The 21,745-nt window shown below is 69.9% G+C and carries 20 protein-coding genes and 1 riboswitch; of the genes, 9 read left to right on the forward strand and 11 right to left on the reverse strand.

Going from position 1 to position 21,745, the window contains the following annotated elements; translation table 11 throughout:
• Positions 1–120: 120 nt before the first annotated feature.
• Positions 121–1,107, forward strand: a complete 987-nt coding sequence (locus tag ACFV2O_RS00525) for an aldo/keto reductase (protein WP_379249126.1) — start codon at positions 121–123, stop codon at positions 1,105–1,107.
• 393 nt (positions 1,108–1,500) lie between these two features.
• On the opposite strand, the gene ACFV2O_RS00530 is transcribed toward ACFV2O_RS00525, so the two are convergent.
• Genes ACFV2O_RS00530 through thiO form a run of 3 tightly spaced genes read right to left on the reverse strand, consistent with a single transcriptional unit; the run spans position 1,501 to position 3,567 of the window.
• Entirely contained in the window at positions 1,501–2,286 is a 786-nt protein-coding gene (locus ACFV2O_RS00530; RefSeq protein ID WP_379249128.1) for a thiazole synthase, read from the reverse strand.
• A complete protein-coding gene (thiS, locus tag ACFV2O_RS00535) occupies positions 2,279–2,497 on the reverse strand; it encodes a sulfur carrier protein ThiS (RefSeq protein WP_355071584.1) in 219 nt (72 codons plus the stop codon). The genes ACFV2O_RS00530 and thiS overlap by 8 nt, the downstream gene beginning before the upstream one ends.
• Positions 2,494–3,567 (reverse strand): glycine oxidase ThiO, encoded by a 1,074-nt coding sequence (gene thiO, locus ACFV2O_RS00540; RefSeq protein WP_379249130.1) that lies wholly within the window; start codon positions 3,565–3,567, stop codon positions 2,494–2,496. Before thiO ends, thiS begins: the two co-directional genes overlap by 4 nt.
• 56 nt (positions 3,568–3,623) lie before the next feature.
• Here thiO and thiE point away from each other — a divergent pair, with 56 nt between their 5' ends.
• On the forward strand, positions 3,624–4,322 hold the full coding sequence (thiE, locus tag ACFV2O_RS00545; RefSeq protein WP_355071580.1) for a thiamine phosphate synthase: 699 nt from the start codon (positions 3,624–3,626) through the stop codon (positions 4,320–4,322).
• 9 nt (positions 4,323–4,331) lie between these two features.
• On the opposite strand, the gene ACFV2O_RS00550 is transcribed toward thiE, so the two are convergent.
• A complete protein-coding gene (locus tag ACFV2O_RS00550) occupies positions 4,332–5,024 on the reverse strand; it encodes an NUDIX domain-containing protein (protein ID WP_379250084.1) in 693 nt (230 codons plus the stop codon).
• A gap of 186 nt (positions 5,025–5,210) precedes the next feature.
• Between ACFV2O_RS00550 and ACFV2O_RS00555 the strand changes: the two genes are divergently transcribed.
• The 3 genes from ACFV2O_RS00555 to ACFV2O_RS00565 are packed head-to-tail and all read left to right on the forward strand — an operon-like array spanning position 5,211 to position 10,394.
• Positions 5,211–6,575 carry a hypothetical protein gene (locus ACFV2O_RS00555; protein ID WP_379249132.1) on the forward strand — a complete coding sequence of 455 codons (1,365 nt, stop codon included), beginning with the start codon at positions 5,211–5,213 and terminating at the stop codon, positions 6,573–6,575.
• Complete coding sequence (locus ACFV2O_RS00560; RefSeq protein WP_379249134.1) at positions 6,572–7,555, forward strand: glutamate ABC transporter substrate-binding protein; 984 nt, start codon at positions 6,572–6,574, stop codon at positions 7,553–7,555. Before ACFV2O_RS00555 ends, ACFV2O_RS00560 begins: the two co-directional genes overlap by 4 nt.
• Positions 7,556–7,562: 7 nt before the next feature.
• Complete coding sequence (locus ACFV2O_RS00565; protein WP_379249136.1) at positions 7,563–10,394, forward strand: tetratricopeptide repeat protein; 2,832 nt, start codon at positions 7,563–7,565, stop codon at positions 10,392–10,394.
• Here ACFV2O_RS00565 and ACFV2O_RS00570 read toward each other — a convergent pair.
• Together ACFV2O_RS00570 and pta are read right to left on the reverse strand one after the other, a co-directional pair.
• Positions 10,391–11,596: an acetate kinase gene (locus ACFV2O_RS00570; protein WP_379249138.1), complete on the reverse strand. Its 1,206-nt coding sequence runs from the start codon at positions 11,594–11,596 to the stop codon at positions 10,391–10,393. The genes ACFV2O_RS00565 and ACFV2O_RS00570 overlap by 4 nt on opposite strands.
• Before the next feature lie 102 nt (positions 11,597–11,698).
• Positions 11,699–13,771: a phosphate acetyltransferase gene (gene pta / locus ACFV2O_RS00575; protein WP_379250086.1), complete on the reverse strand. Its 2,073-nt coding sequence runs from the start codon at positions 13,769–13,771 to the stop codon at positions 11,699–11,701.
• Between the two features lie 138 nt (positions 13,772–13,909).
• Between pta and ACFV2O_RS00580 the strand changes: the two genes are divergently transcribed.
• Positions 13,910–14,416 (forward strand): nitroreductase/quinone reductase family protein, encoded by a 507-nt coding sequence (locus ACFV2O_RS00580; RefSeq protein ID WP_355071569.1) that lies wholly within the window; start codon positions 13,910–13,912, stop codon positions 14,414–14,416.
• A 69-nt stretch (positions 14,417–14,485) separates the two neighbouring features.
• Here the strand turns inward: ACFV2O_RS00580 and fgd are convergent, their stop codons facing one another.
• Positions 14,486–15,496: a glucose-6-phosphate dehydrogenase (coenzyme-F420) gene (gene fgd / locus ACFV2O_RS00585; protein ID WP_355071568.1), complete on the reverse strand. Its 1,011-nt coding sequence runs from the start codon at positions 15,494–15,496 to the stop codon at positions 14,486–14,488.
• Between the two features lie 219 nt (positions 15,497–15,715).
• Between fgd and ACFV2O_RS00590 the strand changes: the two genes are divergently transcribed.
• The gene (locus tag ACFV2O_RS00590) at positions 15,716–16,474 is read left to right on the forward strand and encodes an HAD-IIA family hydrolase (RefSeq protein ID WP_355072115.1); all 759 of its coding nucleotides are present in this window, start codon (positions 15,716–15,718) and stop codon (positions 16,472–16,474) included.
• 196 nt (positions 16,475–16,670) lie between these two features.
• Here ACFV2O_RS00590 and ACFV2O_RS00595 read toward each other — a convergent pair whose 3' ends face one another.
• On the reverse strand, positions 16,671–17,120 hold the full coding sequence (locus ACFV2O_RS00595; RefSeq protein ID WP_356962815.1) for a helix-turn-helix domain-containing protein: 450 nt from the start codon (positions 17,118–17,120) through the stop codon (positions 16,671–16,673).
• 50 nt (positions 17,121–17,170) lie between these two features.
• A complete protein-coding gene (locus ACFV2O_RS00600; RefSeq protein ID WP_379249141.1) occupies positions 17,171–17,797 on the reverse strand; it encodes a type 1 glutamine amidotransferase family protein in 627 nt (208 codons plus the stop codon).
• An 85-nt stretch (positions 17,798–17,882) separates the two neighbouring features.
• Between ACFV2O_RS00600 and ACFV2O_RS00605 the strand changes: the two genes are divergently transcribed.
• Positions 17,883–18,335 carry an RpiB/LacA/LacB family sugar-phosphate isomerase gene (locus ACFV2O_RS00605; RefSeq protein WP_379249143.1) on the forward strand — a complete coding sequence of 151 codons (453 nt, stop codon included), beginning with the start codon at positions 17,883–17,885 and terminating at the stop codon, positions 18,333–18,335.
• 95 nt (positions 18,336–18,430) lie between these two features.
• Positions 18,431–19,933: a serine/threonine-protein kinase gene (locus ACFV2O_RS00610; RefSeq protein ID WP_379249145.1), complete on the forward strand. Its 1,503-nt coding sequence runs from the start codon at positions 18,431–18,433 to the stop codon at positions 19,931–19,933.
• A gap of 11 nt (positions 19,934–19,944) precedes the next feature.
• On the opposite strand, the gene ACFV2O_RS00615 is transcribed toward ACFV2O_RS00610, so the two are convergent.
• Complete coding sequence (locus ACFV2O_RS00615) at positions 19,945–21,159, reverse strand: O-succinylhomoserine sulfhydrylase (RefSeq protein WP_379249147.1); 1,215 nt, start codon at positions 21,157–21,159, stop codon at positions 19,945–19,947.
• Positions 21,156–21,572, reverse strand: a complete 417-nt coding sequence (locus ACFV2O_RS00620; protein ID WP_355071560.1) for a rhodanese-like domain-containing protein — start codon at positions 21,570–21,572, stop codon at positions 21,156–21,158. The genes ACFV2O_RS00615 and ACFV2O_RS00620 overlap by 4 nt, the downstream gene beginning before the upstream one ends.
• Positions 21,573–21,586: 14 nt before the next feature.
• A riboswitch (SAM riboswitch) is annotated at positions 21,587–21,703 on the reverse strand.
• Between the last annotated feature and the right edge of the window lie 42 nt (positions 21,704–21,745).

The raw sequence follows: 21,745 nt of genomic DNA on the forward strand, positions 1-21,745 counted from the left end.
TGGTTGCGGCGAAGTGCGAGAAGACCTTCGACCATGTGCCACTCGCGGGAATGGTTGACATGGAGCGCGCTCCAGCACCTAGCGTCGGGGCCGACGAATTCGAGTGCAGGAGGTAGCAGCATGAACGACATTTCGAGTCGGCGGCTCGGTGGGCTGACGGTTTCCGCGCAGGGCCTGGGGTGCATGGGTATGAGTCACGGCTACGGCGCCGCGGACGACGAGCAGTCGATCGCGACGCTGCACCATGCCCTCGACCTGGGGGTCACTTTGTTGGACACCGCCGACTTCTACGGCGCGGGGCACAACGAGGAGCTGATCGGGCGGGCCGTCGCAGGGCGGCGAGACGAGGTGGTGCTCGCCACGAAATTCGGCTTCGCCAACCGCTTGGGCGAGCCCACGCACATCCGCGGCGACGCGGCCTACGTGCGACAGGCATGCGAGGCATCGCTGCGCAGGCTGGGCGTCGACCACATCGACCTCTACTACCTGCACCGGGTGGACCCGCAGGTGCCGATCGAGGAGACCGTCGGCGCGATGGCCGAACTGGTACAGGCCGGGAAGGTCCGGCACCTCGGGCTGTCGGAGGCGGGCGCGGACACCATTCGGCGCGCGCACGCGGTGCATCCGATCGCCGCGTTGCAGAGCGAGTGGTCGTTGTGGACCCGCGATTTGGAGGCGGAGATCCTCCCGGTCTGCCGTGAACTCGGCATCGGCCTGGTCCCCTTCTCGCCGCTCGGGCGCGGATTCCTGACCGGACGGTACAACTCGGTGGAAGGTCTGGCGGACAACGACGTGCGGCGCAGCCAGCCTCGCTTCGCCGACGGCAACCTCGAACGGAACCTGGCGATCGTCGCCGAGCTGAACGAGCTGGCCGCGGCGAAAGGTGTCACCGCGGGCCAGCTCGCGTTGGCCTGGGTGCAGCACCGGGGCGAGGACGTGGTGCCGATTCCCGGCACCAGGCGGCAACGGTACCTGGAGGAGAACCTCGCAGCGCTGACCATCGAGCTGTCCGCCGACGACCTCGCCGCCATCGAGGCCGCCGCCCCGCCGGAGCAAGTGGCGGGCGACCGCTACGACGCGACGAACCTCACCTTCGTCAACGGCTGAGGCCCGAACCCAGCGCGCCCGGACTCGCCCACCGAGTGATGGCAGGCCCCCCGCTACGACGTGGCGAGACCCGCTTCCGTCAACGGCTGGATCCGGGGGCGACTGGCCCGCCATCAGTCGCCGACGGAGTGAGGGCCGAGCACGCGATACGGCTTGACGCGAATCCCTTTTCGTCATCGACTGAGCCCCAGGGTGACCAGCGTCCCGCCAAATGATCGCGGCACCTCCGACGTGGCTACCCTCGCTCTCGTATTGCGGAGACCGCCGCTCCCCAGCGCGGCTGACCGGGCTCGTCCGTCGAGTGGTGTCGCCACATGCGTCGTGTCGCCACCTGTTCAGGAAATCCGAAAGCCGTCATCGACATCCCGAGACTCTGGACTCGAGCCCGACGCCTCACAGCCCCGGAGACGATGCCTGGGCCCAGAAGCGCTTCGGGATGCGCCCGGCCAGGCGCGCGGTGTATCCGGCGCGCACCGCGTCCGCCATCGCCGCAGCCATCAACTCGGGGCGCTTCGCCCTGGTGACGGCGGTGGCCAGCAACACCGCGGAGCAGCCGAGTTCCATGGCGAGGGCGGCGTCGCTCGCGGTGCCGATGCCCGCGTCCAGGATGACCGGCACCTTCGCGTCGGCGACGATCATCTCGATGTTGTGCGGGTTGCCGATGCCGAGGCCGGTGCCGATGGGCGCGCCCAGCGGCATCACCGCCACGCAACCCGTCTCCTCCAGACGGCGAGCCAGGACCGGGTCGTCGTTGGTGTAGGGCAACACGACGAAGCCGTCGTCGACGAGTTGTTCCGCGGCGGTGAGCAGTTCGACGGGGTCCGGCAGCAGGGTGCGCTCGTCGGCGACCACCTCGAGCTTCACCCAGTTGGTGTCAAGCGCCTCACGCGCCAGCTGCGCGGTGAGCACCGCCTCGGCCGCGGTGCGACAGCCCGCCGTGTTCGGCAGCGGCGCGATGTCCAGACGTTTCAGCAGGTCGAGCACACCAGTGCCGCCCGCGGCGTCGATGCGCCGCATGGCCACGGTGGTCAACTCGGTGCCGGAGGCGATCAGCGCTTCCTCCAGCACGGCGAGGTTCTCCGCGCCGCCGGTGCCCATGATCAGGCGGGAACCGAACTCCCGGTCCGCGATCCGCAGCGGGGCGTCGGCCCGCGCGGATTCCGTCGCAGCCTCAGCCACCTTGAACCGCCGTCAGCACCTCGATCTGCCAGCCGCGCCCGACCGGTTCGTCCCAGCGCGACTTGGGGAACACGGCTCCGTCCACCGCGAGCGCGACACCCCGGCACGGCAGTCCGAGGCGCTCCAGCAACTCGCGCACGGTGAGCGGCTCGGCGAACTCGTGCTCGTCGCCGTTCACCGTGACACCGATGGGGACGGATGACAGCGTCATCGAATTCCTCCTACAGTCGTCGAAAAGCGTTGCGGGTCGGCTACTTCCGCTTCGGGCAGCATTGCCCCGCCGAGCAGGCTCGCCACCGCGTCCACCGTGAGCGGCAGGGTCAGCATGCCGTTGCGGCCGTGCCCGGTGGCCGCGACGATCCGGTCGGTGAGCCGGCCGATCAACGGCAGATTGTCCGGGCTGCCCGGCCGGGAACCGGCGCTCGCTTCGGCGAGTTCGTATTCGCCGATGCCGGGGAACACCGCCTCCGCGTCGGCGATCAGGTCGCGGACGCCGGCGACGGTGACCGCGGTGTCGAAACCCGCCTCGTACTGCGTGGCGCCGACGACGATTCCGTCGGCGCGCGGCACCAGGTAGACCGCGCGCCCGTGCACTCTGGCTCGGATCACCCGGCGCGGCGCCGGCGCGACGCCGGGCCGTTGCCGCAGGCGCAGGATCTCGCCCTTGACCGGGCGAACCGGCAGCTCCGGCCACAATGCCGCCGACGCGGCTCCCGCGGCGAGCACGACTTGGTCGTGCGGAAGTTCCGTCAGCGAGTCTACGGACTCGGCGCGCACCACCACGCCGGCCGCCTCGGCGGCTTGCCGCAGCGCGGCGACCAGCTTGCGGTTGTCGATCGCGGGTTCGGCGGGTGCGAGCAGCGCGGCGCGCACCGTCCTGGCCAGGCCGGGTTCTCGCTCACGCACTCCGGCGCGGTCCAGCAGGCGCAGATCGTGCCCGCGTCCGCCGACCCAATCGGCCACCGTGCGCAGGTCGGCCGCGTCGGCCGCGTCCAGCGCGACGGTCATGGTCTCGTCCGCCACGAAAACCGAGACGCCGGTCGCGTCCGCCAGCCGGGCGGCGAATTCCGGCCAGCGGGCCAGCGACGCTGCGCCGAATTCGAGCACCCGATCCTCGCCGGGCCAGCCTTCCGACAGCGGTGCGAGCATGCCCCCGGCCACCCAGGAGGCCCCGGTGGCGACAGCCGGATCGAACAGGGTGGCCGACCAACCGGCCTCGGCGGCCCGCCAGGCCACGGCGAGCCCGACGGCGCCGCCACCGACGACGGCCAGAGTCCGCATCCGATCCACCTGCCTCCTGTTTCGCATCCCACGGTAGCGCGGCTACGGTCGAAGGCGTGCAACCCTCCCACCCCAATCGACCCGCCTCGCCGCGGGAGCGTCTGACGAACGCGCGGCTGTACCTGTGCACCGACGCTCGCCGGGAGAAGGGCGATCTGGCCAAGTTCGCCGAGGCCGCGTTCGCAGGCGGAGTCGACATCATCCAGCTCAGGGACAAAGGATCACCGGGCGAGGCCGAGTTCGGCCCGCTGGAGGCCAGGGCCGAGCTCGGCGCGCTGGCCGAACTGAAGGCCGCCGCGCGCAGGCACGGCGGGCTGGTCGCGGTGAACGATCGCGCCGACATCGCCCTCGCCGCCACCGCCGACGTGCTGCACCTCGGCCAAGGCGACCTGCCGCCCTGGTACGCGCGCCGAATCCTCGGGCCCGACGTGGTGATCGGACGATCCACGCACAATCGCGCGCAGGCCGGGCTCGCCGCGATCGATGAGCACATCGATTACTTCTGCACCGGCCCCATCTGGGCGACCCCGACCAAACCCGGCAGGCAGGCGGCGGGCCCCGAACTGGTTCGCTCCACCGCGGACGCCCATCCCACCCGGCCCTGGTTCGCGATCGGCGGGATCAACGCCGAGAACCTGGCGCAGGTGCTGGAAGCCGGGGCGAAGCGGGTCGTCGTGGTGCGCGCGATCACCGAGGCACGCGATCCGGAAGCCGCGGCGCGTGAGCTGAAAACGGCGCTGCTGGCGAACGCGTGAGCGCCGCGGTCAGGAAAGCACCTGTCCGCGGGTGAAGGAAAGCGCGGTCTCCACCGCCGTGTTCCCGTTCGACGCGGGCTCCGCGGCCTGCACGCCCGGCTCGTCGACGATCCTGGCGTAGTCGCCCGGACCGGCCGGATCCGAATGCAGCCAAACGAAACCGAGGTCGGCGAGGTCGAGCGTGCGCGGCAGGGCGGCGGCGACGGCTCGATCGTCGCCGAGTTCGGCGAGCAGCACCCGCGCCGGTGCGGCGCGCAGAGTGGGCCAGGACGCGGCGAAACCGGGATGCAGCGGGCGGGCGTCGACGTCGTCCTCGGGAACCCAGGCCAATTCGGTGCTCTCGCGGTTGCCGGTGGTCGGCAGCGTCATCACCGCGTCGGCGACGACCGTGGTGTAGGTCCAGCCGCTCAGGGCCGACGCTGTCACCCGCTCGCCGCGCACCCGGACGTCGGCCGGATCGATGCCCGCCTCTTCCCACGCCTCGCGGACCGCCGCGTGCACGGGCGTCTCGTGACTGTCCCGCGCCCCGCCGGGCAACGCCCAGGTCCCGCCTTGATGACTCCACGGCGCGCGGTGTTGCAGCAGCACCGCCGAACCGCCATCGGCCAGCGGAGCGCGCAGCAGCAGTCCGGCGGCGCCGAAGCGCCCCCAGTGCCGCAATCCGTCCGGGCCATGCGACCAACCGTCACCGTCACCACGCATGTCGTACCCATCCTCGTCCAGCCGCGGGCAGCGCCTCACCGCCGTCTCCTCCCAATCGGGGGTGTTTCACACGCCGCGGCGCCCGTACGACCACAATAAACTCCGCACCAACACGCACGGATCGATCGGATATCCGGTCCAGCCGTCGAGAAATCCGCGTACGCGGCCCAAACTGGGGAGGTGGACATGGCTAGCTCCGAGCCGACGACGGCCGAACTCCGGCCGTCGTCCGCGCCCGAGCCCGCCGGTCGGGACGATCCGGGCGGCCTGAGCGTCGCGGTGGTGCGCGAACGTCTCGACCTGACCAATCTGCGTTCGTTCGCCAATTCCTCACCGGGACGGCTGATCGCGCTCGGGCTGCTGCTCATCGGGTTGTGCCTGGCCGCGGGCTCGATGACCGCCGCGACGGTCGGTGACCGACAGCAGGGCCTGGATGTGTTGCTGCGCGACACCGAACCGGACGCGCATTCCGCGCTCCGGCTCTACACTTCGCTGTCGATCGCCGACGCAGCGGCGAGCACCGCCTTCATCTCCGGCGGGCTGGAGCCGCAGGCGGTGCGGGATCGCTACACGCAGGCACTGGGCGAAGCGTCGGCGGAATTGGTCACCCAGTCCGACGCGGCGGCCGATCCGGATGCGCGGCTGCGCACCGGCATAGTCACCGGCCTGCCGGTGTACTCCGGTCTGGTGGAAACCGCACGGACGAACAATCGCAGCGGATATCCGGTCGGCGCCGCGTATTTGAGCGAGGCCTCCAACCAGATGCAGACGACGCTGCTACCGATGGCCGAGGAACTGCACAATCATCGCTCGGCGGCGGTGACCGCCGCGCAGCGCAACCACGTGCGCCCGCCGTGGTCCGCGATCGGCCTGCTGCTGCTCACCCTCGGCGTGCTGGTCTGGGTCCAGCGCGATCTGGCGCGACGCTGGCGGCGGGTGCTCAACCCGGGACTGGTGCTCGCGTCGGCGGCCATGCTGATCCTGCTCGCGTGGACGGTGATCGCGGGCTCGGTGTCGGCGGCGGCGATGATCAGCGCTCGCGACGACGGCGCGGTGCCCTCCTCCCGGTTGACCGAGAGCCGCATCCTGGTGCAGCAGGCGCGCGCCGCGGAGACCTTGAAATTGGTGCGCCGCGACGCGACCGGCGACTACGACCGCACCTACGACGCGGACATCGAACGGCTGGCCGATCTGATCGGCAAGTATCCCGGCTCCGCGCCCGCGGCGAACGAGATGCGCAATGCCGTGCCTGCCCTGGCGCGCTGGCGGGTGGCGCACCAGCGCATGAACGACGCGCTGGCGAAGGGCGATTTCAACAGCGCGGCCGTGGTGGCGACCGGACCTGGCTCGGCGGACGTCACCGTGCAGGTGGAGGCGCTGGACCGTTCGCTGGAGCAAGGCATCGCCGCCACCAGGGACACGCTGCGCGACAGGATCTCCCGTGCGGCCCGCACCCTGGACTTCCTGGGCGCGGGCGCGATGGTGCTCGGCATACTGGCGGCAGGCTATGTCGGACTGGGCATCTGGCCCCGGCTTCGGGAGTACCGATGAGATCCGCGCGCGGCATTCTGGTGGCCACTCTCGTCGTAGTGACGCTGGCGAGCGGCTGTGCGAGCGATTCCGGCGCGCCGGTGTCGGGCAAGACGCCGAAGTACACCGATCCCCCGTTGCCCGCCAGGGCCGTTCCGGTGCTCACCGATTCGCCGGTCCCGCCGTCGCCGGGCACGTCGCGGTGTGGAGACCCGACCGCGAGCCTGCGTCCGACCGGAGCGGGCGCGGCCGCGCGCGGCGCGGCGATCGACGCGATCCGGGCGCGCGGCAGGCTGCTCGTCGGATTGGACACCGGCAGCAATCTGTTCAGCTACCGTGACCCGATCTCCGGCGCCATCGTCGGTTTCGACGCCGACATCGCCAGGGAAGTGGCCCGCGATCTGCTCGGCAGCCCGGATCTGATCGAGTTCCGCAGCCTCGGCTCCGCCGAGCGGGAGACGGCGTTGCAGAACCGCACCGTCGACCTGGTCGCCAAGACCATGACGATCAACTGCGAGCGCCGCGAGAAGGTCACGTTCTCCACCGTCTATCTGCGCGCCAACCAACGGGTGCTCGCGGTGAAGAACTCCGGGATCCGCAGCCTGGCCGATCTGGCGGGCCGACGGGTGTGCATCGTCTCGGGCACCACGTCGCTGGAGCACATGCGCCGCGACCAGCCCGCCGCGACCATCCTCACCGTGCCGAGCTGGGCCGACTGTCTGGTTGTGCTGCAACAGCGCCAGGTCGACGCGGTGAGCACCGACGACGCCGTGCTCGCCGGCCTGGCCGCGCAGGACCCGTACACCGAGCTGGTCGGCGGCAGCATCAGCGAGGAGCCGTACGGCATCGGCATCACCAAGGGCAACGACGACCTGGTCCGCTTCGTCAACGGCACACTGGAACGTATCCGCAACGACGGCACCTGGGTCGGGCTGTACCAGAAATATCTCACCGTCCTCGGCCCCGTACCCGCTCCACCCGCCCCTACGTATCAGGACTGACGGGTCGATGAGCACACGGCAGGCCCCCGAGCCCGACCCGGACGAGAACGCCGCGGTAGGGCCCGGCCCGGCCGCTGTGTTCGAGGGTGGATCCAGCGCGGCCGGGCGGCAGCAGAACGCGGCGGTGGCGCAACCGTCGCGTGGAGACCACGCGGACCCGCGACAACTGGGGGCTCACGCCACGGGAACGGGGCGGCGCGCGGGTGCGGGCGAGCCGGAAACGGTTGCGGCCGAAGAAATCGAGCACACCACGTTAACGCCGATCGGTCGTGCGGCGACCTCGTTCGGCACAGTCGCGTTGAACCGCGTCGAGAACATTGATCCGCCCGAGGACGCGCAGACCCCACGGAACCCTGCCGTGCGCGACGCCGGGGAATCGGCCTCGTCCACCGACGACACACCGGACCGCACCGGCGCGGAGCAGCATGGCCCGCCCACGCGGGACAACCCACCGGACACGGAACGCGAAACCCCGCCCGCCGATGCGGAACAGTCGGCGGAAGAGGCGGATTCGGACGCGACCCGATCGCAGGTGAACCGCCCGGAAACGGCATCGAGCACGGCCGCGTGGCTACGCGACCCCGCCGAAAGGCAGGAGACACCGGACCCGGGCGGAACCCAGGGCACGGCGGCGTACGCGGCGACATCGGATCAGACGCGACGCACGGATTCCGAACCCGCGTCGGCTCCGCAGCGCACCTCCGGACGCAGCGTGCGCACCGCGCGGACCCGGCCTGCGGTCCGGCGGCTGGGCGCCGGTCTGGTGCCGATCCCGACGGTGACACCCGCGGATCCCCGCGACGCCGTGCTCACCAACGCGGTGGTCTCCGAAGGCAGGCGATTCTGCTGGCGCTGCGGCAAACCGGTCGGCCGGGCGACGGCGACCCGGCCCGCGACCACGGCGGGCACCTGCGCCACCTGCGAGGCGCCCTTCGACTTCCGCCCCACGCTGTACCCGGGCGACATGGTGGCGGGACAGTACGAGATCCAGGGCTGCATCGCGCACGGCGGACTCGGCTGGATCTACCTGGCGATCGACCGCAATGTCAGCGACCGCTGGGTCGTGCTGAAGGGCCTGCTGCACGCCGGTGACGCCGAAGCGCAGGCAGTCGCCATGGCCGAACGCCAATTCCTCGCCGAGGTGGCGCACCCCAGCATCGTCAAGATCTACAACTTCGTCGAGCACACCGGCGCGGACGGCACACCCGTCGGCTACATCGTCATGGAGTACGTCGGCGGCCGGTCGCTGCGCGACATCCTCGACTCCTACGAACGCCCGAAGCGCATGCCGGTCACCGAGGCGATCGCCTACCTGCTCGAGATCCTGCCCGCGCTGGACTACCTGCACTCGACCGGCCTGACCTACAACGACCTCAAGCCCGACAACGTGATGGTCACCGACGACCAGGTCAAACTGATCGATCTCGGGGCCGTCGCCACCATCGAAGCGTACGGAAACCTTTACGGCACCAGAGGGTTCCAGGCGCCGGAGATCGCGCGTACGGGCCCGACCGTCGCCTCCGACGTCTACACCGTGGGGCGCACGCTGGCCGTGCTCACCTTGAACATGCCTTCGGAGCACGGACGGTACCTCGACGGCCTGCCCGACCCCGCCGACCAGCCGGTGCTGGCTCGCTACCAGTGTTTCCATCGTCTGCTGCTGTGCGCCACCGACCCGGACCCGCAGCGCCGCTTTCCCTCCGCCCGTGCGATGTCCGCCCAGATGTCGGGCGTGCTGCGGGAGATCCTCGCGCTGGAGACCGAGACCGAACACCCGCAGTTGTCCACCGTCTTCACGCCGCCGCGGTCCAGTTTCGGCACCGAGGAATTGATCAGCCAAACCGACGCCTACACCGACGGCCGCCCCCGCAGCAGCCTGCTCGACGCCCGCGATGTGGTGGCGGCGTTGCCGATTCCGCTGCTGGATCCGGCCGACCCGTCCGCGCCCCTGCTCTCGGCCGCCGTGCATCCCGAGCCCGCCCACGCGCTGGAGGCGCTGCGACACGCACGTGAGCGAGCCGAAGCCGATCCCGGCAACGCCCCGGAGACGCTCGAGCTGGAACTCACCCTCGCCGAGGCGCGCGTGCGGCTCGATCTGCGCGAGTCCGCCACGGTGCTGGACTTGCTGGCGCGGCTGCCCGAACGGGAGTGGCGGGTGAGCTGGTTTCGGGGCATGGCCGAATTGCTCGACCGGGAGTACGAGCGCGCCTTCACCGACTTCGACGAGGTCTTCCGGGTGCTCCCCGGCGAACTCGCCCCCCAGCTGGCGCTCGCCGCAACGGCCGAACTCATACTTCAGCATTGGGATTCGCCGGATCCCGAACAGTGGCGCAGCTATGCCGAGCAAGCTTACGAGACCGTCTGGCGCACCGACCGCACCGTGGTGAGCGCCGCCTTCGGGCTGGCCAGGCAGCTGGCGGCGGACGAGCGGGTGGCCGAGGCCGTGCAGGCGCTGGACGCCGTCCCCGCCGCGTCACGGCATTTCACCACCGCGCGGATGACGGCGGTGCTGCTGATGCTCACCGCCGCGCCGATAGCCGAACTCGACGAGGCCACCCTGCACATCTCGGCGTCTCGGATGCTGAGCCTGCCCGCGGGCGAGAGTCGCGCGGTGCAGATGCGGGTGCTGGTGCTCGGCGCGGCCCTCGCGTGGCTCCAGGCGGGCAACACGCCGAAGCGTCCCGATGCCACACTGTTCGGCGCGCCGTTCACCGAACGCGAACTCCGCGCGGGCGCCGAGACGGGCCTGCGCTCGCTGGCTCGCGGAGCGCCCAACCGCGGGCATCGCTACGCGCTCGTCGACCTGGCCAACCTCATTCGCGCGAAGACCTGGATCTAGCCGTCGACCACGTGCCGCGCGGCGCGGGCGATGGCCAGTTCCTCGTTGGTCGGCACCACGAGCACCGCGACCGGTGCGCCGGGCGGGGAGATACGCCGCGCGGCACGGTTTTCCGCGGTGTTGGCCGCGGGATCCACCTCGATGCCGAACGCGCCGAGACCGGCCAGGGCGTCGGCCCGCACCTGTGGGCTGTTCTCGCCGACTCCTCCGGTGAAGGTGATCGCGTCGACGCCGCCCAAGTCGATCAGGTACGCGCCGAGGTAGCGCCGCAGCCGATGGATGTACACGTCGTAGGCCAGCCGCGCGGCCTCGTCCCCGCCGTCGATGAGACGGCGCAGTTCGCGGAAGTCGTTCACGCCGGACAGGCCCTTGATCCCGGAATCCCGGTTGAGCAGCGTGTCGATCGCATCGATGTCCAGGTGCGCCGACCGCGCCAGATGCGCCACGATGCCGGGATCGAGATCACCGGACCTGGTGCCCATCACCAGGCCTTCCAGCGGCGTGAGGCCCATGCTGGTATCGATCGGACGACCGCCGCGGATGGCCGACGCCGACGCGCCGTTGCCGAGGTGGAAGACGATCTGGTTCAGCTCGGCGGGGTCACGCCCGAGGAAGTCGGCCGCGCAGCCGGACACGTATTCGTGCGAGGTGCCGTGGAAGCCGTACTTCCGAATGCCATGCGCGGCCGCCACTTTGGCGTCGATGGCGTAGGTCTTCGCGGCGGCGGGCAAGCCGTGGAAGAACGCCGTGTCGAACACCGCGACCTGCGGCACGCCCGGCAACAGCGCCCGCGCGCTCTCGATCCCGGCGACGTTGGCCGGATTGTGCAGCGGCGCCAGCGCGGCTAGTTCGCTGATCGCGGCCACCACGTCGTCATCGATCAGGGTGGGCCGGTAGAACACCTCGCCGCCGTGCACCACCCGGTGCCCGACCGCCCGCACGCCTTCGCGTACCAAGTCGTGGCCCGTCGCGGCGAACGTGTCGAAGATCAGTCGCAGCCCGGCGGCGTGGTCGGCGATCCGCTCGCGGCGCTCGGTGGTCGAGCCGTCGGCGCGATGCTCGATCCCACCGTCGTCCTCGCCGATCCGCTCGACCACGCCCGCGGCCGCGACCACGCCCGAATCCGGGTCCACCAGCTGGTATTTGATGGACGATGAGCCGGAATTGATCACCAGCACCATGCCCTCGGCCCTCTTGCTCATCACGCCTCCCGTGTCCCGCGGTCGCGTCGCACTCGCTCGGCAACCACGATCACCACGCGCTTGTTCCGCGACGCGCCCGCGCCGCGACGGCGAACGCACCCATCAGCTGTCCTGCGCCTGGATGGCGGTGATCGCCACGGTGTTGACGATGTCGGCCACCAGCGCGCCGCGCGACAGGTCGTTGACCGGCTTGCGCAGACCTTGCAGCACCGGGCCGATCGCGATCGCGCCCGCGCTGCGCTGCACCGCCTTGTAGGTGTTGTTGCCGGTATTGAGGTCGGGAAACACGAACACCGTGGCGCGCCCGGCGACTTCCGAATCGGGCAGCTTGGCGTCGGCGACGGTCGGTTCGATCGCGGCGTCGTATTGAATCGGCCCCTCCACCGGCAACTTCGGTGCGCGCTCGCGCGCCAGCTTCGTCGCGACGCGCACCTTGTCCACGTCCGCCCCGCTACCGGATTCGCCGGTGGAGTACGACAGCATCGCGACCCGGGGCTCGATGCCGAAGCGGTCGGCGGTCGCCGCGGACGAGATCGCGATATCGGCCAGCTGCTCCGCCGTCGGATCCGGCACGACCGCGCAATCGCCGTACGCGAGCACCCGGTCGGCCAGGCACATCAGGAACACGCTGGAGACGGTGGAGACGCCTTCCACCGTTTTGATGATCTCCAGCGACGGGCGGACGGTGTGCGCCGTGGTGTGCGCCGCGCCGGAGACCATGCCGTCGGCGATCCCCTTGTACACCATCATGGTGCCGAAATACGAGATGTCGGCGACGGTTTCGCGGGCGCGCTCCAGCGTGATGCCCTTGTGTTTGCGCAGTTCGGCGTATTCGGCGGCGAACTCGTCCAGGTAGCCGGAGTTGCGTGGGTCGAGCACCTGCGCGGCGGAGATGTCCACCCCGAGTTCGGCGGCGCGGGCGCGCACCGCCGTCTCGTCGCCGAGGATGACCAGATCGGCGATCTTGCGCTGCAACACCCGTCCGGCCGCGCGCAAGATACGGTCGTCGTCGCCCTCCGGCAGCACGATGCGTTTGCGATCGGCTCGCGCGCGCTCGATGAGCTGGTATTCGAACATCTGCGGCGTGACCACCGGACTGTGCGGAACGTCGATGCGCCGCAACAGCTCCGCGGCCTCCACGTGTTCCTCCATCAGAGCCAGAGCGGTGTTCACCTTGCGTGGGTTGCCCGCGGACATGCGGCCGCGGCTGCGGTACGCGGCGCCCGCCGTGTCGTAGGTGCCGAGCTCGGTGGTGAGGATCGGCAACTTGGGTTTCAGGCCGGTCATGAGCCGCGCCACCGCGGGATGCGGCAGCAGGCCGCCGTTCATGATGATGCCCGACAGCGAGGGAAAGCCCTCGGCCTCGTGCGCGTTCACGACGCTCAGCAGTACGTCGGACCGATCGCCCGGCGCGATCACCACCACGCCCTCGGTCAGCCGTTCCAGGATGTGCTCGGCGGTCATGCCGCCGACCATGACCTTCAGCGCCTCGCGGTGCAGCAATTCCGGATCACCGCTGTACATCTCGCCGTCGATGGCGGCGCACAGCTCGGCCATGGTGGGGGCGATCAGCAAGGGGACCTCGGGCAGTGTCCAGGACGGGACGTCGAACCCGCCGAGCGCCGCGCTCACCTCGTCCAGCCGCTGCGGGTCGCAGCGATTGGCGATGATGGCGACCAGCTGCGCGTGCTCGTGCGCCAGCTCCGACGCGCACAGTTCGGCCAGCTGCTTCACCTCGTCCGGAGTGCGCCCGGCGCCGCGGACCACCAGCAACACGGGTGCGCCAAGATTGACCGCGATCCTGGCGTTGAAGCGCAGCTCGCTGGGGCTGGCCACGTCGGTGTAGTCGCTGCCGACCACCACCACCGCGTCGCACACTTTGGCGACCTCGTGGAAGCGCAGCACGATCTCGCTGATCGCAGCGTCCGGATCGGCGTGCACCTGCTCGTAGGTGGTGCCGATCGCCTGCGCGTAGTCGATGTCCGCCGTGCTGTGCTCGAGCAGCAGTTCGAGGATGTAGTCGGGTTCGGTGGTCGAGCGTGTGATCGGCCGGAACACCCCGACCCGCGCGGTCGTCGCGCACAGCGTCTGCAGTACCCCGAGGGCCACCGTCGACTTACCGGTGTCGCCTTCGGGAGAGGCGATGTACACGGCGGATGGAGCGTTGTCGGCCATGTCCCAGAGCTTAGTGAACCAGCGGCAACCGGAACCCGCCGCGCGACGATCGTCACCCACCGGGCCTGCTCGGCGAGGTTCGATACGTGCTGGCGCGAAGCCGCCGAAGCCGATATCCCGGGCCGCTATAGTCCGGGCATGGCTGAGCAATTTCCGGACCGGCAGTGGGGTTCGCGGACCAACCTATTCGCTCGCGCGGCAAGCAGATTCGCGGCCACCAAGCCCGGCTCCCGACTCGTCCGGGCCCTCACGCCGCTGGACCGGGCGGTCCTGGAGCGCACCCATGCCAAGTACACCGTGCTCGGCCCGATCGGCGCGCCGGTCATCCTGCTGACGACGATCGGACGCAAGTCCGGCCAACCGCGCACCCAGCCGTTGCTGTACGTGCACGACGGCGACACGCTCTACGTGATCGGCAGCAACTTCGGCCAGGCGCACCACCCGGCCTGGACCACGAACCTCCTGGCCCACCCCACCGCGACGGTGGCGATCGCGGGCGAACGCATCCGGGTAACCGCCACCCCCGTCGAGACTCCCGACAAAGACGCGATCTTCCAACGCTTCGTCGACATCACCGGCGCCTACGCCGCCTACCGCTCCCGCACCACCCGCGACCTGCGCATCTTCGCCCTCCGCCGGGCGTGACTTCGCGAGTGGCACACCACTGCGGCATCGGCCGAGAAGACCTCTCCGTGGTGTGCCACTCGTGGACGGTCAGGCCAGAGCGCGGAGGCGGGGGGCCAGGTCGCGCTGGAAGAGGTCGAGGAAGCGGCGCTGGTCGTGGCCGGGGGCGTGGAAGACCAGGTGGTTGAGGCCCGCGTCGATGTAGGGCTTGATCTGGGCGACGGCCTCGTCGGGGTCGCTGGCGACGATCCAGCGCTTGGCGATCTGCTCGATGGGCAGCGCGTCGGCGGCGGCCTCCATCTCGATCGGGTCGGTGATGCTGTGCTTCTGCTCCGGGGTGAGCGACAGCGGAGCCCAGAACCGGGTGTTCTCCCTGGCCAGTTCCGGATCGGTGTCGTAGGAGAGCTTGATCTCGATCATCCGATCGATGTCGTCGACGCTGCGGCCGGTCTTCGCCGCGCCCTCCGCGACGGCGGGCATCAACTTCTCGGTGTAGAGATCCATCCCCTTGCCCGAGGTGCAGATGAAGCCATCGCCCGCGCGTCCGGCGTACCGCGCGACCAGGGGGCCGCCCGCGGCGACGTAGATCGGGACACCGCCCTTGGGCACGTCGTAGATGGAGGCGCCGACGGTCTTGTAGTACTCGCCGTCGAAGTCGACGCGGTCGCCGGTCCACAGGGCGCGCATCAGGTCGACCGCTTCGCGCAGGCGCGCGAAACGCTCCTTGAACTCCGGCCATTCGCCGGTGTAGCCGGTGGCGATCTCGTTGAGCGCCTCACCGGTGCCGACACCGAGCATCACGCGATCGGGGTACAGGCAACTCATGGTGGCGAATGCCTGCGCGATCACCGCGGGGTTGTAGCGGAACGTCGGGGTGAGCACCGACGTGCCGAGTTGGATGCGCTGCGTGCGCTCACCGACCGCGGCCAGCCAGGCCAGCGAGAAGGGCGCGTGTCCGCCCTTGTGCCGCCAGGGCTGGAAATGGTCGCTCACGGTGGCGCTGTCCAAGCCGTGTTGCTCGGCCAGCACCGCGATCTCGACGAGTTCACGGGGACCGAACTGCTCCGCCGATGCCTTGTATCCGAGCTTGAGTCCGCTCATCTGCACGCTCCTCGCGTTTCGTTTCGCCGCCATCGCGATCCGTCATCGACAGTAGTCAACGCCGCCGCCCTCCGCGCCGACGGCCCGACGCGGATGATCTTCACAGCGGAGAACACCGCGGCGGGGGCGAAATGTTTCTGCGGTGGCCGCCGCAGGGCGATAGCGGATAATGGCCGCGTGAGCGCAGACGACGAGCCGATCCTGTCCTACTTGACCGATATGGACGGCGTGCTGGTGCACGAGGACCATCTCATTCCGGGCGCCGACAAGTTCCTCGCCGAACTGCGCGCCAACGAGACACCGTTCCTGGTGTTGACGAACAATTCGATCCGCACGCCGCGCGACCTGCAGGCGCGACTGCGGCACACCGGGCTCGACATCCCGGAAGAAGCGATCTGGACCTCCGCGCTGGCCACCGCCACCTTCCTGAACGAACAGCGCCCCAACGGCACCGCTTACGTGGTGGGCGAATCCGGCCTCACCACCGCACTGCACGAGATCGGCTACGTGCTGACCGACAGCGACCCGGACTACGTCGTCCTCGGCGAGACCCGCACGTACTCTTTCGAGGCCATCACCACCGCGATCCGGCTGGTCGAGCGAGGGGCCCGTTTCATCGCGACCAACCCCGACCCGACCGGCCCGTCCCGCGATGGCTCGCTGCCCGCGACCGGCTCGGTGGCCGCGCTGATCACCCGCGCCACCGGACGCGACCCGTACTACGTCGGCAAGCCGAACCCGCTGATGATGCGCTCCGCGCTGCGCCGCATCGGCGCACATTCCCAGTCGACGGTGATGATCGGCGACCGGATGGACACCGACGTCATCTCCGGCCTGGAAGCGGGCATGCGCACGATCCTGGTCACCTCGGGCATCTCCACCCGCGCGTCCTTCGAGGCCTACCCCTACCGCCCCACGATGGTGGTGGACTCCGTCGCCGATCTGATCGGGAAGACCGAGTCGCCGTTCGCCGACTGAGCGACCCGTCCGGACCTGCGACGAACCACGCCGCCGCTGCCGCCTCCTGGGTCTCGGACGCCGGGGACCAGGCACTCGTCGATGCGACAACAGCCGCAGCCCAGAGGCTCGGCGCGCGAAGAACATTCCGCGACCCGCACTGCCGCCTACGACGACGTACGCTGCGGTCGAACGCGATCGTCGTTAGTCGGCGCGGCTAGGCTCCGTCCGTGGTGATCGCGTCGATCGCGGCGGACAGCGTGGTGAGCACCTCGACGGTGCGCGCGAGCTGCTCGCGGCCGAGTTCGTTTACGAGCCGTTCGGCCAGCACTTTGTGTTGCGGGTTGATGCGGTGCACCGCGGCCCGGCCCGCGTCGGTGACCGCGACGAGTTTCGCGCGCCGGTGGGCGGGATTGGGCTGGTATTCGGCGAGCCCCTTGTCCACGAGCAGATCCGCGATGCGCTGGACGCTCTGGCGGGTGATGCCCATCTCGCGGGCGATGCCCGCGACGGGTAGCGGCGCACGCAGCACCGCACCGAGCACTTGCCACCAAGCGGCGGTCAGGCCCGCCGGTCGCGCCAGTTCCTCGGCCACGCCGAGGAATTGACCGTTCAAACGGAACGACGTGATCGCCGCCGCGGCGAACAATTCCTGTTCTGGGGTCATGTGTCGCCTCCCGATGCCGGCGATCCGGCCGGATCACCGACGATTCTCGCTCACGCGTGCTGCGCGTCGTATTCCGCCAGCACCGCCCATCCCGCCGGATCGGAGTGCGCGTACAACGCGTACCAGCCATCCAGCACATGCGGTTCGTACACGCCGAGCCTGCCGAGCACCTCGCGCGCGAACTCGAACGGCGCGCTCGCCCCGGCGGTGATGACGTCACCGTCGGTGACGGCCGGTTCGTCGACGTAGTGGTGCGCGCCGGAATACCCGCTGTAGCGAAGGTATTCGGCGACGTTGCTGGTGTGCTCGCGAGTGTCGAGCAGACCCGCCTTGGCCAAGCCGAACGTCGCACCGCACATCGCGGCGACCGGAACACCGGCGTCCACGAACTCGCGTGCCTTGTGCGCGAACGGATCCAAGTGCGGCCCCTCCCAGGTGTCCGCGCCCGGCAGGATCAACATCGCGCTGTCCGCGGGGGTCAGCTCGGCGAGCACGACATCCGGCACGATGCGCATGCCGCCCATCGTCGTGATCGGCTCCACGGTCGGGCCGACCGTCTTCACCTGCCAGGTTCCCGGTTCCCGGTGCCAGCTCGGCTTGTTGATGTGCGCGGTCGCCGCGCCCACCTCCCAGTCGGCGAGCGTGTCGTAAACGGCCATGTGCACGGTCTTCAGCATGACAGTATGCTGTCATATTTGACAGCATACTGTCAATGAGAACGATCGTCTGCACTGCCCGCGAACCGGCAACTACGCTGAACGCATGCGAATTTCGGTGGCGGCGGACGAGCGGGTCGGAGTGGCCGCGGAACTGGTCGACGAACTGGGCAAGCGCGGCCACCAACTCGTGTTGCACGGCGCGCTGTCCGACGAGGAACGCGACGACTGGGCCTGGGCCAGCGAAGCGGCCGCCCGTGATGTCGCCTCCGGCCACGCCGACCAAGCCGTCGTCTGCTGCTGGACCGGCACGGGCGCCTCGATCGCGGCCAACAAGGTCGCAGGCGTCCGCGCCGCACTCTGCGCGGACGCCTCGACCGCGGCGGGCGCCCGCACCTGGAACGACGCCAATGTCCTTGCCCTGAGCCTGCGTTCGACCTCCAGCGCCGAGCTACGGGAGATCCTCGACTCCTGGTTCACCACCGAACCGAGCTCGTCCCCGGACGACCGGGCCAACATCGCCCATCTCGCCGACATCGAGCGCACCGCCGATGCCTGACGAAGCCTTCTCCGCGTAACGTGCGGCGTCGACAGCACGAAAGCGGACGCCCTCCCGCCCGCGATGGCGACGAAACGCGGCGATACGGTCGAGGCATGTCCGTGCAGAGCGCCGGTGGCACGTTCGGGAACTACTCACTCGAACGCTTGCTGGGTCGTGGCGGCATGGGTGAGGTGTGGTTGGCACACGACCCTGAGGGCCGCGCCGTGGCGCTCAAGGTGCTGTCCGCGGCGTATACCGCGGATTCGCTCTATCGGCAGCGCTTCGAGCGGGAGGCGCGGCTGGGCGCTCGGGCGCGCGACCCGCACATCGTGCCCATCCACGCGTTCGGCGAGGTCGACGGCCATCTGTTCTTGGAGATGGCCTACATCGATGGCGTCGACCTGGGCACCCGGCTGCGATCGGGCGCGCTGCCGCCGGATCGGGCCGTCGACGTCATCGCCCAGGCCGCCGAGGCGCTGGACGCCGCGCACGCGGCCGGACTCGTGCACCGCGATGTGAAGCCGGGCAACATCCTTCTGCACACCAGCGGTTTCGTATATCTGATCGATTTCGGTATCGCCCGCGCCGCCGACGGCACCGCGCTCACCGCCACCGGGCTGGTGGTCGGCACGCTGGGGTACATGGCGCCGGAGCGATTCACCGGCACGGTCGATGCCAGGTCGGATGTCTATTCGCTGGCCTGCGTGCTCTACGAGACCCTCACCGGACAACCGCCCTACGGCGCGGGCGATCCGGCACAACAGATGCGGGCACATCTGATGGCCGAGCCGCCGCGCGCCTCGCGGGCGGCCCACGGCGTCCCGGCCGCACTCGACGACGTCATCGCCCGGGGAATGGCCAAGGAGCCGGACGCACGCTATGGCAGCGCGGGGGAATTCGCCGCGGCGGCGTCGGCCGCTCTGGCCCGGTCCACGGTTGCGCGACCGGCCCCGCCTCTCCCGGCACCGGCCGCCCGCCCGCGAACTCGCGTCATGACCGCCGCCACTGCGGCGCAGCCGACGCCCGAGGTACGTTCACCCGCTCCGACCGGGCAGCTCCATCGTCGGCGGAAGCGCCGATGGATACCCGTCGCCGCAGGGGCGGCGCTCGTCGCCGCGGCGGCGTTGTGGCTGCTGGGAGGCGGCATCGGGTCCGCGCCCGTCGCGGGTCCGACGACCCGCGAAGCCGCTACGCCGACCGATACTCCGCTGCCCCCGACCGGCGGACAACCCGCGAATCCGGGTACTGCCGTGCGCGACGGAAACTTCGCTTTCACCGTGACCGATGTGGGCTCCGGCGGCGGTTCCCGAACCATCGTCACGCTGACGGTCACCAACGTGTCCGACCGCGACCAAGTCCTCGACATCACCGGTCAACGGCTGGTCACCACCGCGGGCCGCTCCGTCGCACCCGACGCGGCGGCCACCGCCGGACTCAACCCGCCCGGCGACGACTTCGCACGCATCGCGCCCGGCCGCGCCGGCACGATCCGGCTGGCCTTCGACCTGCCTGGCAAGAACAAGAACGGCAAGAAGAACGACAAGAAAGACGACGTTCCGAGCCACTTGATCCTGCACGGTGCACCGTCTTCACCCGGCGTCACCATGCCGATGTGACCGATCCCTGCTCAGGCGAGGGCTTGGTCGAGATCCTGGAGCAGGTCTTCCACGTCCTCCAGGCCCACCGAGATGCGGACGACGCCGTCGGACAAACCGATGGTGGCCCGGCCTTCGGGGCCCATGGCGCGGTGTGTCGTGGTCGCGGGGTGGGTGATCAGGGACTTGGCGTCGCCGAGGTTGTTGGAGATGTCGACGATGCGCAACCGGTTCAGGACTTCGAACGCGCGCTTCTTCGCCTCGTTCTCGGGTGCGTTCAGCTCGAAGGTGACCACGGTGCCGCCGCCGCTCATCTGGCCCGTGGCCAGCGCGTACTGCGGATGCGAATCCAGGAACGGGTATCGCACCCAGCTGACGGCCGGGTTGCTCTCCAGGAAGCGGGCGATCCGCAGCGCGGACTCCGTCGAATGGCGCACCCGCAGCGGCATCGTCTCCAAGCCTTTTAGCAGCGTCCACGCGTTGAACGGGCTCAGGGCCGGGCCGGTATGGCGCATCAACGTCTTCACCGGGCCGTCGATGTAGTCCTGGGCGCCGAGGATCGCGCCGCCCAGCACGCGGCCTTGGCCGTCGATGTGCTTGGTGCCCGAATAGACCACCACGTCGGCGCCGAGTTCGAAGCCGCGTTGCAGCAGCGGAGTGGCGAACACGTTGTCCAGCACGACCTTCGCGCCCGCCGCGTGCGCCAGCTCGCTCACCCGCCGCACGTCGACCAACGTCTGCATCGGATTGGCGGGCGTCTCGAAGAAGACCGCCTGAGTGGGCACGGACAGCGCCTGTTCCCACTGGTCGAGATCCTCGCCGTCGACGAAGACCGTCTCCACGCCCCAGCGCGGCAGTATCTCGTTGCACACCACGAAGCACGAGCCGAACAGGCTGCGCGCTGCGACGAGCCGGTCGCCGGCGCCCAGCAGCGCGCCCAGCGCGGTGAACACCGCGGCCATGCCGCTCGCGGTCGCGAAGCACGCCTCGGCGCCGTCGAGCAGGCGCATCCGCTCCTCGAACATGGCCACCGTCGGGTTGCCATAGCGGGAGTAGACGAAATGTTCGACCTCGCCGGTGAACGCGGCCTCGGCGGCCTCCGCGCTCTCGTAGACGAAGCCGGAGGTGAGGTAGAGCGCCTCGGCGGTCTCCTCGAAACCGGAGCGCCGCAGCCCGCCGCGCACCCCGAGCGTCGCGGGGCCGACGCTCTCGGGCAGCGGCTTGTCGAACGCGCCGCCGGTGATCACGACTGCCGCCAGGGCAGTCCGAGGGCACGCCAGCCGGAGCCGCCGCGATGCCCGAATTCGTCGAGCGGGCCTTCGAAGCCCTCCAGCACGTTGTAGGAGGTGCGGTAGCCCGCCGAGGTGGCGGCGATCGCCGCGCCCACCGAACGCTGACCGGAGCGACAGAGGAAGACGACAGGAGCCTCGGGGTCATGGCCGTCGAGCGCTTGCTTCAGCTGCTCGACGAACGTCTCGTTGCGCGCCCCCGTGGAATCGACCCACTCGATCAGCACGGTCGGCCGTTCGATCGGGCTCGTGTCGGGGACTCCGACGAATCTCCATTCCGCTTCCGTCCGCACGTCCACCAGGACGGCTTCCGGATTGTCCCGCAGCAACTCCCAAGCCTGCTGAGGGGTGATGTCACCGGCATAACTCATGTGCACCTCCTGCGAATCCGCACTTGCCGCGCCCGGGACCAGGGCGCCGCCAGGTCGTCACCCGGAGCACCCCACCGCGGAGGAGGGTTGCCGACCAGCAATGCCGGGGCTTGACACTGGTTCTCATGACCTTCGACTGAGATTGCACCGACCCGGGTCACCGTGTCAAACGG

It is taken from the genome of Nocardia sp. NPDC059691 (assembly GCF_042733915.1).
Lineage (GTDB): Bacteria > Actinomycetota > Actinomycetes > Mycobacteriales > Mycobacteriaceae > Nocardia > Nocardia sichangensis.